The 14763-nt window shown below is 64.4% G+C and carries 11 protein-coding genes; 8 read left to right on the top strand and 3 right to left on the bottom strand.

The annotated features are described in order from the left end of the window. Positions 1-3: 3 nt before the first annotated feature. From dxr to lpxB, 8 genes are all read left to right on the top strand, one after another. Positions 4-1173: a 1-deoxy-D-xylulose-5-phosphate reductoisomerase gene (dxr, locus tag J5J86_RS23320; protein WP_209102568.1), complete on the top strand. Its 1170-nt coding sequence runs from the start codon at positions 4-6 to the stop codon at positions 1171-1173. A 76-nt stretch (positions 1174-1249) separates the two neighbouring features. Further along, complete coding sequence (gene rseP, locus J5J86_RS23315) at positions 1250-2395, top strand: RIP metalloprotease RseP (RefSeq protein ID WP_209102567.1); 1146 nt, start codon at positions 1250-1252, stop codon at positions 2393-2395. Between the two features lie 196 nt (positions 2396-2591). Next, positions 2592-5006, top strand: a complete 2415-nt coding sequence (gene bamA, locus J5J86_RS23310) for an outer membrane protein assembly factor BamA (RefSeq protein ID WP_247657793.1) — start codon at positions 2592-2594, stop codon at positions 5004-5006. Between the two features lie 102 nt (positions 5007-5108). Then, the gene (gene lpxD / locus J5J86_RS23305; protein ID WP_209102565.1) at positions 5109-6176 is read left to right on the top strand and encodes a UDP-3-O-(3-hydroxymyristoyl)glucosamine N-acyltransferase; all 1068 of its coding nucleotides are present in this window, start codon (positions 5109-5111) and stop codon (positions 6174-6176) included. Next, on the top strand, positions 6173-6664 hold the full coding sequence (gene fabZ / locus J5J86_RS23300) for a 3-hydroxyacyl-ACP dehydratase FabZ (protein ID WP_209102564.1): 492 nt from the start codon (positions 6173-6175) through the stop codon (positions 6662-6664). The genes lpxD and fabZ overlap by 4 nt, the downstream gene beginning before the upstream one ends. A 1-nt stretch (position 6665) precedes the next feature. Continuing rightward, positions 6666-7472 (top strand): acyl-ACP--UDP-N-acetylglucosamine O-acyltransferase, encoded by an 807-nt coding sequence (gene lpxA, locus J5J86_RS23295; RefSeq protein ID WP_209102563.1) that lies wholly within the window; start codon positions 6666-6668, stop codon positions 7470-7472. A gap of 2 nt (positions 7473-7474) precedes the next feature. Then, positions 7475-8368: an LpxI family protein gene (locus J5J86_RS23290; RefSeq protein ID WP_209102561.1), complete on the top strand. Its 894-nt coding sequence runs from the start codon at positions 7475-7477 to the stop codon at positions 8366-8368. Further along, positions 8368-9543, top strand: a complete 1176-nt coding sequence (lpxB, locus tag J5J86_RS23285; protein ID WP_209102559.1) for a lipid-A-disaccharide synthase — start codon at positions 8368-8370, stop codon at positions 9541-9543. Before J5J86_RS23290 ends, lpxB begins: the two co-directional genes overlap by 1 nt. 143 nt (positions 9544-9686) lie before the next feature. On the opposite strand, the gene gltA is transcribed toward lpxB, so the two are convergent. From gltA to J5J86_RS23270, 3 genes are all read right to left on the bottom strand, one after another. Next, entirely contained in the window at positions 9687-10997 is a 1311-nt protein-coding gene (gltA, locus tag J5J86_RS23280) for a citrate synthase (RefSeq protein ID WP_209102557.1), read from the bottom strand. Positions 10998-11290: 293 nt separating this feature from the next. Next, a complete protein-coding gene (locus J5J86_RS23275) occupies positions 11291-13933 on the bottom strand; it encodes a glycosyltransferase (RefSeq protein WP_209102555.1) in 2643 nt (880 codons plus the stop codon). 213 nt (positions 13934-14146) lie between these two features. After that, on the bottom strand, positions 14147-14590 hold the full coding sequence (locus J5J86_RS23270; protein ID WP_446698643.1) for a hypothetical protein: 444 nt from the start codon (positions 14588-14590) through the stop codon (positions 14147-14149). Between the last annotated feature and the right edge of the window lie 173 nt (positions 14591-14763).

The following is a 14763-nucleotide window of genomic DNA, read 5'->3' as shown; positions in this document are numbered from 1 at the left end:
GGCATGCAGAGCATTTCCATTCTTGGAGCCACCGGTTCCGTTGGCGGCAGCACATTGAAAGTGCTGGAAGACTCAGCTGGACGCTTCCGGGTCGAAGCGGTGGTGGGTGGGCGCGACGCGGACGCGCTGGCACAGGTGGCGTTGGCCTGCGGCGCGCGGTTTGCGGTTGTGGCCGATCCTGCTGCGGGACGGCGCTTGGCCGACCTTCTCTCCGGCTCGGGAATCGCATGCGCCGCCGGCCCGCAGGCCGTGCTCGATGCCGCCCGGCGGCCGGCGGATCTGGTTGTTGCGGCCATTTCGGGGGTTGCAGGCCTTGCTCCTACGGTCGCCGCCTTCGGAGCGGGGCGGCGTGTTGCGGTTGCCAACAAGGAATGCCTTGTTGCCGCAGGTGCCTTCTTCATGGCCGAGGCGGCCCGCACGGGCACCACCTTGCTCCCCATGGACAGCGAGCATAATGCGGTGTTCCAGGCCCTCGCAGCCGGGCCGGCGACCGATGTGGAGCGCGTCACGCTCACCGCATCCGGCGGTCCGTTCCGCCGCGCTAGCCGCGAGGAGATTGCCCGTGCGACCGCGGCAGATGCCTTGAAGCATCCCAACTGGTCCATGGGCGCCAAGATTACCATCGATTCCGCCACCCTCATGAACAAGGGTCTGGAATTGATAGAGGCCCATCACCTGTTTGCGCTCGCGCCAGATCAACTCGATACGGTGGTCCATCCGGAATCGGTGGTGCACGGCCTCGTCGCTTTTCGCGATGGCTCGGTGGTGGCGGGTCTCGGCATGCCGGACATGCGCGTCCCTATCGCCCATTGTCTCGGTTACCCCGACCGGCTCGCGACCTCCTGCCGCCGGCTTGACCTGCCGCGTTTGGGCGCTCTGACTTTCGAGGCGCCCGACCTTGATCGCTTTCCAGCCTTGCGCCTTGCCATCGAAGCCATGGCCGCAGGGGGAGGGGCGACCACCGTGCTCAACGGCGCCAATGAGATTGCCGTAGCCGCCTTCCTGGAAGGGCGGGTCGGGGTGTTCGGGATCGCGTCCGTGGTGGAAGAGGCGCTGCAGCGCCTGCCGGGCGGGCGGGCACCGGCTTCGGTGGAGGAAGCTCTTGCGCTGGACCGCGAGGCGCGGTCGATTGCCGCTTCACTCTTGCCTAAGTTCGCCGCAAAGGCATCCTAAAAGGCCTGACGGCCTCTGTTGCTGCACTCCGTGTTGGGTGCACGGGAGGTGACGCAGCGTTATCGAGGAACGGACGATGGATGTTTTGGCCGGCATGGGTTCCCTGGGGTCCTCGATTCTCAGCTACATCATTCCTTTCCTGTTCGTGCTGACCCTGGTGGTGTTCTTCCACGAGCTCGGCCACTTCTGGGTGGCCCGGCGGGCGGGCGTACGCGTGCTGACGTTCTCGTTGGGGTTCGGCCCGGAAATCGCTGGCTTCACCGACCGCCACGGCACCCGTTGGCGCCTAGCCGCGGTGCCGCTCGGCGGCTATGTGCGTTTCTTCGGCGACGAGGATGCAGCCAGCACGCCCGATGAGCGCAAGCTCAGCCAGATGAGCGCCGCGGAACGGCGCGAGAGCTTCTTCTACCAACCCCTGCGGTGGCGGGCTGCCATCGTGGCCGCCGGACCCATTGCCAATTTTATCCTGGCAATCGTGATTTTCGCGCTGGTCTTCATGACATTCGGCCGCCAGGTCACCCAGCCGCGCGTCGACCAGATCACCCCCGCCAGCGCGGCTGAACGGGCCGGCTTCAAGCCGGGCGACCTGATTCTGACCATCGACGGCAATCCCATCGAGAGCTTCTCGGACATGCAGCGCGTGGTTGGCGCGAGCGCGGGGCAGGAGCTGACCTTCGTCGTGGATCGCGATGGATCGGACGTAAGGTTGACCGCGACTCCAGAGTTGAGGGAGATGAAGGACAGCTTCGGCAACGTCCATCGGCTGGGCCTCTTGGGAATTTCCCGCTCGTTGGCCGCGGCTGACGTCACCACCCGCCGCTATGGCCCTGTCGAGGCGGTTGCGATGGGAGCGCAGGAGACGTGGTTCGTGGTGACGCGGACCTTCGACTATCTGGGCGGCGTGATCTCGGGCCGCGAATCCGCCGATCAATTGGGCGGGCCCATCCGCATCGCGCAGGTCTCAGGACAAGTGGCGACTCATGGAATCGGTGCGCTCCTCTCTCTGGCCGCGGTCCTGTCGGTCTCGATCGGGCTCCTTAACCTGTTCCCCATACCCCTCTTGGACGGTGGCCACCTCCTGTTCTACGCTGTGGAAGCGGTGAGGGGGCGCCCGCTCAGCCCGCGGACCCAGGACATCGGCTTCCGCATCGGCCTTGCCATTGTGCTGATGCTGATGGTCTTTGCGACCTGGAACGACGTGCTTCATCTGGCGACGATGTAAGATTTAATTCAGCATGGTCAAAGGGTGACGTGGCGTCTGGGCCACGGTGATGGGAAAACCGGAAGCCACTGGTGTGTCAGGCGTTTGCAGCGCGGTGAAAAGCCTGTACAAGCGCCACGGAAGGTCAGAATCCGGACGCATGGCGCCCGGGCTCGTGGACAACGAAATTGAGGTTGCGTGCCATATGACTGCTCCGATGCGGGTTCTCGTGAAGCTGGCCGCCACCCTGGGCATCGCGCTCTCTATCGCGACGACCACTGCGGCGACCGTTTCACTCCTTTCGGCGAGCCCTGCGGCTGCGCAGTCCTCCAGCTCGATCGTGGTCGAGGGAAATAGAAGGGTGGATGCAGATACCATCCGCTCCTATTTCGGGACCGGCCCACTGACCCCGACAAAAATCAATGAAGGCCTTGCCGCACTCTATGCGACCGGGTTGTTCTCCGACGTGAATGTCTCGCAGCAGGGCGGCCGCCTTGTGGTGCGTGTGTCCGAGAACGAGGTGATCAATCGCATCGCCTTCGAGGGCAATAAGAAGGTCAAGGACGACGTGCTCCTGGGCGAGATCCAGTCGAAGCCGCGCGGCACCCTTTCCAAGGCCACCGTCCAGGCCGACACCCAGCGCATCATCGAAGTCTACCGGCGGTCCGGCCGCTATGATGTGCGCGTCAACCCGGTGACCATCGACCGCGGCAATGGCCGTGTGGACCTCGTGTTCGAGATCAACGAGGGCGATAAGGTCGGCGTCAAGGACATCAAGTTTGTCGGCAACAAGGCGTTCTCGGACTACAAACTCAAGGACGTCATCTCCACCTCGACCACCAATTGGCTGTCATTCCTCAAGTCGTCTGACGTCTATGATCCGGACCGCATCAATGCGGACCAGGAGATGCTGCGCCGGTTCTACCTGAAGAATGGCTATGCGGACTTCCGCATCCTTTCTGCCTCGGCTGAACTGGAGCCGGACGGCAAGGCCTTCGTGATCACGTTCGTCCTGGACGAGGGCAGCCAGTATCGCTTCGGCAAGGTGGATGTGGTCTCCAATATCCGTGACGTTCCGGCGGCCAACCTGCGCAATGCGCTGCGTGTGGCGGACGGGCAGATCTACAATGCCGAGCTGGTGGAGAAGTCGGTCGAGAACATCACCATCGAGGTGTCGAAGAGCGGCTATGCGTTCGCTCAGGTTCGCCCCCGTGGCGACCGCGACTTCGAGGCCAAGAAGATCAATGTGGTCTTCGTTGTGGAAGAAGGCCCGCGGGTCTATATCGAGCGCATCGAAATCCGCGGGAACACCCGCACCCGTGACTGGGTCGTGCGTCGCGAGTTCGATATTGGCGAAGGCGATGCCTATAACCGCGTCATGGTGGACCGGGCGGAGCGCCGCCTGCGGAACCTAGGCTACTTCAAGACCGTCAAGATCACCACCGAGCCGGGTTCCGCACCGGACCGCGTGATCCTGGTGGTTGATGTGGAGGACCAGCCCACGGGTGAGTTCTCTGTCTCCGGCGGCTACTCGACCTCGGATGGCTTCATCGGTGAAGTCTCGCTGGGTGAGAAGAACTTCCTCGGTCGCGGCCAATATGTGCGCATCGCCGGCTCGCTCGGCCAGTATGCCCAGGGTGCCGAGTTCTCATTCACCGAGCCCTATTTCATGGGCTACCGTCTTGCCGCCGGCTTCGACCTTTACTGGAAGGAGACGAGCCCGACCAACTACACCTCGTACGGGTCCGAGACGATCGGTGGCGGCATCCGCTTCGGTCTCCCCATCACCGACGAAGTGACGCTGGCGCTGCGGTACAACCTCTACTCGCGCACGCTGAACCTCGGCTGCGACGACTATGTGGGCACCATCTACGGCACCACCATCTATGCGGTGTGCGCCGGGCAGGCCTCCTGGGCGGTCATCGAAGCGGTGGCCCAGGGCACCACGATCACGTCGGTCGCGGGCTACACCCTGTCGTTCAACACCCTCGACAGCAACATCAACCCCACCAGCGGCGTGTTCGCCGAACTGAAGCAGGACTTCGCCGGCCTCGGTGGCGACGTGAACTTCATTCGCACCACCGGCGACATCCGCTACTACTATCCGATGATCAATGACTGGGTGCTCATCCTGCGCGCTCAGGGTGGTTATGTGTCTGCCTGGGGCAATAACGACCTCATGATCATGGACAACTTCTTCAAGGGTCCCGACCTGGTTCGTGGCTTCGCTCCCTCGGGCATCGGTCCGCGCGACATCGCCTCTCTCCAGCTCGACTCTCTGGGTGGCACGGCCTATTGGGGAACGTCTGCTGAAGTGCAGTTCCCCCTGGCCTTCCTGCCGAAGGATGTGGGCCTGAAGGGCGCCATGTTCTTCGATGTGGGCTCCCTGTTCGACTATACCGGTCCCACCACCTTCGCGGGTGCTCCGGTTTATACCTGCCCGTCGGGCTCCAAGAATGCGACGGGTTCCGTCTGCGTCGCCGACGACAACGGCATCCGGTCCTCCGTGGGCGCGAGCTTGATCTGGAAGTCTCCGTTCGGCCCGCTGCGCTTCGACTATGCCTATGTCCTCTCGCAGGCCCAGTACGATCAGACGCAGGCCTTCCGCTTCTCCGGCGGCACCCGCTTCTGATATCAAGTCCCGGACATCGGGCGCCGGCGTGCACTGCGCCCGGCGCCCGATTCACGTTCAGGCACTCGGTTCCCCGGTGCAGGCCAAAAGCGAACTCCCCTCATGAGCGATCCCACCTTCTTCCCCCTTCCAGCCCCCCTCGGTCTGGATGAGGTGACCGCTCTGAGCGGCGCGCGCCTGCTGGGCGAACGCCCGGCCGCTGCTGTGGCCATTGCCGGCGTTTCCACCCTCGGCGATGCTGGCCCCCGGGATCTCGTCTTCTTTGATACGCCCCGCTACCTACCGGACTTTCAGAAGACTCGGGCGGGCATTTGCATCACCACCGAAAAGTTCGCGGGTGCTGCTCCGCAAGGGGTGGTGATTTTGGTCTCTCCTCGGCCGGCGCAGGCTTTTGTCTCTGTCACGCGGACCCTCTTTCCCGCAGCGCTGCGGCCTCAACCCGTGTTCGACCACAAGGGCGTTGCGCCCGGCGCCTTCATTCATCCGACCGCACGTCTTGAAGAGGGCGTCACCGTGGATCCTGGTGCCGTGATCGGGCCGGGCGTGGAGATTGGCTCAGGCAGCGTCATCTGCGCCAATGCCGTGGTCGGGGCCAATGTGCGGATCGGCCGTGACAGTGCCATCGGGGTCGGCGCAACCCTGATCCACGCCTTGGTCGGCAACCGGGTGATCATTCATCCGGGCGTGCGCATAGGCCAGGATGGATTCGGGTTCCAGCCCAGCCCGCGGGGGCATCTGAAGGTGCCCCAGATCGGCCGCGTGGTGGTGCAGGACGATGTTGAAATCGGGGCCGGCACCACCATTGATCGTGGCGCACTGCGCGACACGGTGATCGGCGAGGGGACCAAGATCGATAACTTGGTCCAGATTGCCCATAATGTTGTGATCGGCCGGCACTGCATCGTGGTTTCGCAGACCGGCATATCCGGCAGTGCGACACTTGGCGATTTCGTCATGCTCGGAGGTCAGGTGGGCGTGATCGGCCATGTGACCATCGGTGATGGCGCCCAGATCGCCGCCTCGAGCAATGTGAAGGACGACGTACCGGCAGGGGTGCGCTGGGGCGGTTCTCCGGCCAAGCCCGTGCGGGAATGGTTCCGGGAGATCGCGACGCTGAAGAAGCTCGCGGAGGCGGGCGCCAGACGGGCAGGGGAGGAAAGCGGCTCATGAGCGAGGCACAGGTGTCCAACACGACCGACGGTCCGGCCAGCCTCGGGACGGCCGGCATCCAGCAGATCATGGCCTGCCTGCCGCATCGCTATCCCTTTCTGCTGGTGGACCGCATCGACCGCATCGACGGTGACCAGTCCTGCATCGGCTATAAGAACGTTACGGCCAATGAGCCGCAATTCCAGGGGCATTTTCCGGGCAACCCGGTTTTCCCTGGCGTTCTCATCATCGAGGGCATGGCCCAGACAGCAGGTGTCATCTGCATCCTGTCCCACGGTGTGCCTGGGCCGGATTTCGCGCCGCTCGTCTATTTCATGACCATCGATGAAACCAAGTTCCGCCGCCCGGTCGGGCCGGGGGACGTGCTGGAATACCACATGACCAAGGTGGCGCGGCGGCGCAACATGTGGTGGTATCGCGGCGAAGCCCGTGTCGCGGGCGAACTGGTGGCCGAAGCCAAGCTCGGTGCCATGATTTCTGGACTTTGACGTGCCCATCATTGATCCCACCGCCCGCGTATCCGACGGCGCAAACATTGCCGATGATGCGGTTATCGGCCCCTTCTGCATCGTCGGCCCCGATGTCACCCTCCAGGCGGGCGTGCGCCTGCGGTCTCATGTGAATGTGGAAGGCCTGACGACCATCGGGGCCCGCACCGAGGTCTTCCCCTTCGCCTCGCTCGGGACGGCGCCGCAGTCGGTCCACTACAAGGGGGAGCGCACCGAACTTGTCATCGGCATGGATTGCGTGATCCGCGAACATGCCACGGCCAATATCGGCACGGCGGGCGGGCGGGGCATCACGCGCATCGGCGATCGCTGCATGATGATGACGGGCTCGCATGTGGGCCATGACTGCAAGGTGGGCGACAATGTCATCTTCGCCAACAATGCCGTGCTCGGCGGGCATGTGGAAGTTGGCGACTTCGTCTTCCTCGGCGGGCAATGCGCGGTCCACCAATTCACCCGCATCGGCGCCCAGGCCATGATCAGCGGCCTCACGGGGGTGCGCGAGGACGTGATCCCCTTCGGCTATGCGCTTGGCCAGGCGGCGCGCCTTGTGGGGCTCAACACCATTGGCATGAAGCGGCGCGGCTACGTGAAGTCGGACCTGCATGCGGCACGCGCGGCCTATCGCGACCTGTTCTTCGGCGAGGGCGTGTTCGCCGACCGTCTGGCCCGGCTTCGCGAGCAGGCCGAACACTCTTCCTTTGCCGCGGTTATCGTCGAGTTCGTGGACGCCGGCGGCAACCGTGCGCTCTGCCAGCCGTCCCGGGGCGTGGTGTCCGAGGACTGAGAATGGATGCGGCCCCTGCGCCCCGCGCGGGGGCGGCACGATCTCTTTCCGGCGTCGGCCCGCTCGGCATCGTCGCTGGCGGCGGTGCTTTTCCTGCAGCAGTGGCGGAATCGGTTCTCGCCGGCGGACGTCCCGTTGTGCTGTTCCTGATGCAGGGCTTCGCCGATCCTGCGCTGGAGCGGTTTCCCCATCATTGGTTCAAGCTCGGTTCGCTCGGCATCGTGACGAGCAAGGCGAGGGCGGCCGGTGTACGGGAGGTTGTCATGGTCGGCAACCTCACCCGTCCGCGCGTCCGGGATCTCGGCCTCGACTGGACCATGGTGCGCCTCTTGCCGCGCATTGCCCGCCTGTTCCGGGGCGGGGATAATCACCTGCTCTCCGGTGTGCTTCAATTGGTGGCGGAGCAGGGCTTTACCTTGATCGGCGCCCACGAGGCCGTTCCGTCGCTTTTGCTTCCGCAGGGCGTGCTGGGCGGCATTGCGCCCGCCGAGAAGGATCGGATGGATGTTGCCCTCGGCCTCGAAGTCATCCGGGCCCTTGGCCCTTACGATGTGGGGCAGGGGGTCATTGTGGTGGACCGTTTCGTCGCCGCTGTGGAAGCTGCGGAGGGCACGGACGCGATGCTGTCCCGCTATGGATCCTTGCGCGCGAGCGGCCGATTGCGCTTCCCTGCCGGCCGAGGCGTGCTGGTGAAGGCGCCTAAGCCGGGGCAGGATCGGCGCGTGGACTTGCCCTCGGTTGGAGCCGCCACGGTTCGTGGTGCAGTCGCAGCGGGCCTTGCGGGAATCGCCTTTGAGGCCGGCGGCGCCATCGTGCCGGATCCGCAGGAGATGATCGGGGCGGCAGATGGGGCCGGCCTGTTTCTCATGGGCGTCCCGCTGACGGGGGACGTCTGATGGCGCTGCCGGCCCGTCCGCTGCGGGTCTTCATCGTCGCCGGAGAGGAATCGGGCGATCAGCTCGGGGGCGCCCTTATGGAAAGCCTCCTGCGGCTGGCGCCCCACGGCGCGGCTTTCGAGGGCGTCGGCGGGCCGCGCATGGCAGCGGCTGGGCTCACCAGCCGCTATCCCATGGATGATCTCACGGCCATCGGCTTCGGGCAGGTGCTCGGCAAACTGCCTCTCATTCTGCGCCGCTTGGGGGAGACGGTGGACGCGATCTGCGCGGCCAAGCCGGATGTTTTGGTGCTGGTGGATGCGCCCGACTTCACTCACCGTGTGGCCGACCGCGTGCGTCGCCGGGCACCGGACATTGCTATCGTCAAATATGTCTCGCCGACGGTGTGGGCGTGGCGACCCGGGCGTGCGCGCGCCATGCGACCGTCCATCGATCGACTCCTGGCGCTGCTCCCCTTCGAGCCACAGGTGCACGAGCGCCTGGGTGGCCCCCCGACGCTCTATGTGGGGCATCCTCTGCTCGAGCGGCTGGGCGATTTGCGGCCATCGCCGGCAGAGCTGGCGCGGCGCTCCGCATTGCCGGCGCGGGTGCTGGTATTGCCGGGCAGCCGCCGCAGCGAGGTCGAGCGGCTGGGAGCGGTGTTCGGAGCTGCGCTCGGCGAAGTCGCGCGAAGCCATGATGTCGAGTTCGTGCTGCCCACCTTGCCCCGACGCTTGGCGCAGATCGAAGCGCTGACCACGTCATGGCCGGTGCAGCCACGGATTCTCACCGACGAAAAAGACAAATATGCCGCCTTCCGCACGGCGCGCGCCGCTCTGGCGGCGTCGGGAACCGTGACCCTGGAACTGGCGCTGGCGGGGGTGCCGACGGTTGCAGCGTATCGCGTGGCCGGTTGGGAGGCGGTGATCGCACCCTATATCCTCACCATCCCGAGCGTCATTCTTCCCAATCTGGTGCTCGGTGAGAATGCGGTTCCCGAGTTCCTCCAGCACGACTGCACGCCGCAGAAGCTGGCGGAGGCACTTGGCTCGGTGCTTGCGGATGGCGAGGCCCGTCAGCGCCAGGAAGAGGCGTTCCGGAAGCTTGACGGTATCTTCGGCACCCTGGAAGCGCACCCAAGTGAACGGGCGGCGCGGGCGGTCCTTGAATTGGTGGCTGAGCGCGCCCGTCACTGAAATTGCCTTGGGCGCCAGAGGGTCACAAAAGGAAAAGGCCCGGATTGCTCCGGGCCTTTCTCATTCATTCACGTCGTCCGTCGTGTTGCGACGACGGGGCGAAGGTGGCTGCGCGTGTCAGCTTGCCTTCGGCCCTGGCGCTCTCACTTGCGCTTGGACATCGGGACATAGTCCCGCTGCGCGGCGCCGGTATAAAGCTGGCGGGGACGGCCGATGCGCTGGCTCGGATCCTCGATCATTTCCTTCCACTGGCCGATCCAGCCCACGGTGCGGGCCAGGGCGAACAGCACCGTGAACATGGAGGTGGGGAAGCCCATCGCCTTCAGTGTGATGCCGGAATAGAAATCGATGTTCGGATAGAGCTTCTTCTCGATGAAATATTCATCGTGAAGGGCCACACGCTCCAGTTCCACGGCCACGTCGAGCAGCGGATCGTCCTTGATGCCGAGCTCGCTCAGCACTTCATGACAGGTCTGCTGCATGATCTTCGCGCGCGGGTCATAATTCTTGTAGACCCGGTGGCCGAAGCCCATGAGCCGGAACGGATCGTTCTTGTCCTTGGCGCGGTTCACGAACTCCGGAATGCGCTCGGGACGGCCGATCTCGGTGAGCATCTTCAGCGCCGCCTCGTTGGCGCCGCCATGGGCGGGGCCCCACAGGCAGGCAATGCCGGCCGCAATGCAGGCAAACGGGTTGGCGCCCGAAGAGCCGGCCAGACGCACGGTGGAGGTGGAGGCGTTCTGCTCGTGATCAGCGTGCAGGATGAAGATCTTATCCAGCGCGCGGGAGAGCGTCGGGGAGACCTTGTACTCCTCGCACGGAACGGCGAAGCACATGTTCAGGAAGTTCGCCGTATAGGCGAGGTCATTCTTCGGGTAAACGAACGGCTGGCCGATCGTGTACTTGTAAGCCATCGCTGCCAGCGTCGGCATCTTCGCGATCATGCGGATGGACGCAATGAGGCGCTGCTGCGGGTCGGAGATGTCGGTCGAGTCGTGATAGAAGGCCGACAGCGCGCCGACCGAGGCCACCATGACCGCCATCGGATGGGCATCGCGGCGGAAGCCCTGGAAGAAGCGGTTCATCTGGTCGTGAACCATCGTGTGACGGGTCACGGAATGATCGAAATCGGCCTTCTGGGCGGCGGTGGGAAGTTCCCCGTACAGCAGCAGATAACAGGTCTCAAGGAAGTCGCCATTCTCGGCGAGCTGCTCGATGGGATAGCCGCGATAAAGCAGGACGCCCGCATCGCCATCGATATAGGTGATCTTGCTTTCGCAGGACGCCGTGGAGGTAAAGCCGGGATCGTAGGTGAAGATCCCGGTCTGGCCGTACAGCTTGGAGATGTCGACCACATCCGGGCCGATGGTGCCCCCGTTGACCGGGAAATCCCAGCTCTTCTCACCGATCGTCAGCTGAGCCGACGTGACACCGGACTGTGTTGTGGTGGCCATGAGGTCTCCCATCTATTGTCTGGGCGTATGGTACCACTTTCGCGACTGCGAAGGGTCTCGGTGGGCAGTCGTAAACCGTCCCCATTTCTGCCGCAAGCATGACCGTGCCCGACTTGGCGGCATGGGGCGGTGAATTTGCGCGAATGCGGAAGGGTTGCCGGCGAAACTGTTGTGGACGCGACGTCAAGGCGACCAGGCCTTAGCTGAAACGTGAAACTCGGTCACGGTTCAAAAAAGCAGAAAGCCCGGCGAGAGCCGGGCTTTCCGAAGCGTGCGACGTCAGATGCAGCGCATCAATCGGCCAGCGCAGACGGCGGCTGGCTCGCCCGCAGGCGGCGGGGGAGAGCCGTGAGGCGTGCCCGCAGCGCCCGCCACATGGCGAAGTCGTTGAGCCGGGAATGCTCCGCAAGGCCGATGATGGCGGCCGAAAGGAACGGCAGGCTCTGGATCACCAGCGCCAGCGCATAAAGGTCCACTTCCCGCACCACATGCCAGTTGGTCATATGGAGGCCGATGCCGCTGATCAGCAACGCCGTGCCGACCACCGCCTCGGGCAGGGCGGGGAAGGACCGGGCCGCGCCTGCCAGCCAGTTGCCACCCTTGGCTGTGCGAGCGAAGGCAAGGTCCTTGTAGCGGAAGCCGTCCACCACTGCCTTCGCCACCGTGAACTGAACCGCCATGGCGGCGATGGCGGCACCCAGCATGCGCAGCGGGGTTGTCGCCACCCGCAGACGGTAGAGCGCGACGAAGTGCAGCACATAGACCGCGAAGGTCGCAATGATGGGGAAGGTCAGCACGTAAGCCGGCACGGCGATTCCAAGCGCGAGCACGAACGGCACGAACAGCAGGGAGAGAACCGCCGCCAGGGCACCGATCGACTCAGCCCCAAGCCAGGACACCCAGCCGAGCAGGAAGTGCCGACGCTGGGCGGTGGTCAGGCGCGAGCGGTTGGGCAGGAAGCGCGACCAGTGCTTGCGGATGATCTGGAAGCCACCATAGGCCCAGCGGTGACGCTGCTTCTTGAATGCCTCGAAGGTGTCCGGCAGCAGGCCCCAGCCATAGCGGCGGCGGGTATAGTGGGTCTTCCAGCCATTCTCGGCGATGGACAGACCAAGGTCGGTGTCCTCGCAAATGGTGTCGGACGACCAGGAGCCGGCCTCCACCATGGCGGCGCGGCGAATGAGGCACATGGTGCCGTGGACGACGATGGCGTCGTCCTCGTTCCGTTGCACCATGCCGATGTCGAAGAAGCCGGCATACTCGGCATTCATCGCTTCATGCATGGGGCTGACATGGCCGTCGCGGTGATCCTGCGGCGCCTGGACGAGGCCCACAGTGGGGTCCTCGAACACCGGAACCAGGTCCTTCAGCCAGTCGGGATGCACCACATAGTCCGCGTCGATGACCCCGATGATCTCGGCATCGGGAGCGGTGTGCTCCATGGCGATGCGCAGGGCGCCCGCCTTGAAGCCCGACATCTTCTCAATGTTCAGGAACTTGAATCGCGTGCCCAGGGCCTCGCAATGGGCGCGGATGGGCTCCACCATCGCCGGGTCGGGCGTGTTGTTGAGCACCACGATGCATTCAAGGTTGGGCCATTCCAGGCGCGCGACGGCGTCAAGCGTCTGCTTGAGCATCTCCGGCGGCTCTCGATAGGCCGGGATGTGGATGGACACCTTAGGGTGACGGCCCGAAGTGCTGCGGGGACGCATGTCCACCAGCCGCGTGGGATTGCGGCCGAACGCAATGGCAGAGAGCTCTTCCACACGATAGAGCAGCACAACAACCAGCGGCCCGAGCAGCGCCAAGCTAATGACCAGGGTGACGAAATTGCCGCCGGTCACATAATGGGTCGCCCAATAGTCCACCACGATGGCGATCCATGCGCCAACGCCATTGGCAGCGGCGCCGAGCACCAGGCCCTGGGAGGCCGTCATCGGGCCGAGGCGCAGCATGGGCAGGCAGAAGGCGATGCCGAGCAAGAGCGCGAGTATGGCTGTGCGCTGATAGGTCTTCGCGGTGAGCGGACCGGACAGCGAGAACTTCAGGTGGCGATCCGCGTCGAACACGCCCCAATACTGACCCACCGAGCCTTCGAAGCTCTTCCACGGGGCATCGAAGGCCTCGATGATGTTGTAGTCGATCCCCAGAGCGTCGGCGCGTGTGGTGAAGGTGCGGATCACATCCGCCTGGGCAAGTTCACCGGGAACGGCCGCGTCGCGATTATAGCCGGCGCTCGGCCAGCCAAACTCGGCGATGACGATCCGCTTCCCAGGATAGGCGGCGCGCAGGCGATTATAGATGTCGATGGATCGGTCGACCACCTGCTCGGCCGGCACGCCTTCCCAATAGGGCAGGATGTGGGCGGCGATGAAGTCCACGGCCGACACCAGTTCGGGATGGTCGAGCCAGACGTTCCAGATCTCGCCAGTGGTGACGGGCACGTTGGTCTGGCGCTTTACCTTGCGGATCAGCTCGGCCATCTCCTCGGCGCTCTTTTCGCCGCGGAAGATGGTCTCGTTGCCGACCACCAGGGCGTCCACGTTGGAATTCTGCTTGGCGAGCCCGACCGCGTTCTGGATCTCAAGCGCGTTGCGGGTCTCGTCCTTGTCAATCCAGGCGCCCACGGACACCCGCAGGCCGCGTTCGGCGGCAATGGATGGGATCAGCTCCAACCCACCCGTGGAGGAATAGGTACGGATCGCCTTCGTGTAATCGGCCACCGCATCAACGTCGGAGCGGATCTGCTTCGCCGTCACCGGCGGACCCTTGTCAGGGTGCCGGACATCGCGGCTGTAGGGCGCGAAAGAAAGGGACGCGAAGCGCTCGGTGATCGCCGGAGCGCTCGCCTGAGGACGCAAGGAGTACCACACCGCGGCGTGGAACCCAGTCACAACCGCAATGATTGCTGCCGCAGCAGCCAGCCCGGGACGCATGGCAAGACCCACCAGAAGGGATTCGAACCGTGAACGCTGACCTCCGGCGACGGTTCCAACCGGAAGTCACGGGACACCCTTTCGACCTGCCCCCAACGGTCGGCAGCGCCCGCTTTCTCTGGCGCTGCATCGAGACTCTAAACCTCTCATAACAAGAGGTAAATGCTGACTGTGGCAGACGTTCGGCGCCGCCGGGGCGGCGCCATGATCTAATTATTGCGCAGGTGCAGCAACATAGTCGGGATTAACCCAACACTGCTGAACCCGGCCGGGCAGGCGCTCTTGCGTTTTTGGATCGATGTTGCCCTGGCGCACCAGGCACCGGAAGGCCAGCTTCAGGTGCTCGGTGGGGCAGCCAAAGCGCTCATAGAGCTCCAGGTGACGGCGGGCAGTGTCGATATCGTCACGCCACAGCAGCGTGGCGATGCGCCGACCTGTCCACACGCATTCGGGCTGACCCGCAGCGCCGGGCAGCAGTTTGGCCGCCTCGGCAAACTCTTCCACGGAACGGCGCTGGGCCTCCCGGGCAGCCTGCTGCTCAGGTGTCAGCTGCTCCTGCTGGGGCGGCTTCTGATCGGGATTGGACTGGGCGGCCAGCGGGCTGGCGCAGCCGAGAAGGAGGGCGCCCGCAAGAAGCGCGAAACGAAGACGGTCCATGACGGCCATGAGTTTGGTAGGCGGGGAACGGAAATCTTTCCGCGACGCGAACTTAGAAGAATGTAGAGAATTTGTCAGCATGACGGCAGCGCCGCCCGTGCGGTTCCGTGTGCGGACGTTGTTGCGGTGCTTCACAGGTGTGGCCTAAGCCGCTATGTCGCATCCCAGCCTGG

The organism is Aquabacter sp. L1I39, assembly GCF_017742835.1.
Taxonomy (GTDB): domain Bacteria; phylum Pseudomonadota; class Alphaproteobacteria; order Rhizobiales; family Xanthobacteraceae; genus L1I39.
The sequence above is the reverse complement of the archived record's forward strand: the minus strand, read 5'-3'. Positions and strand labels throughout refer to the sequence as shown.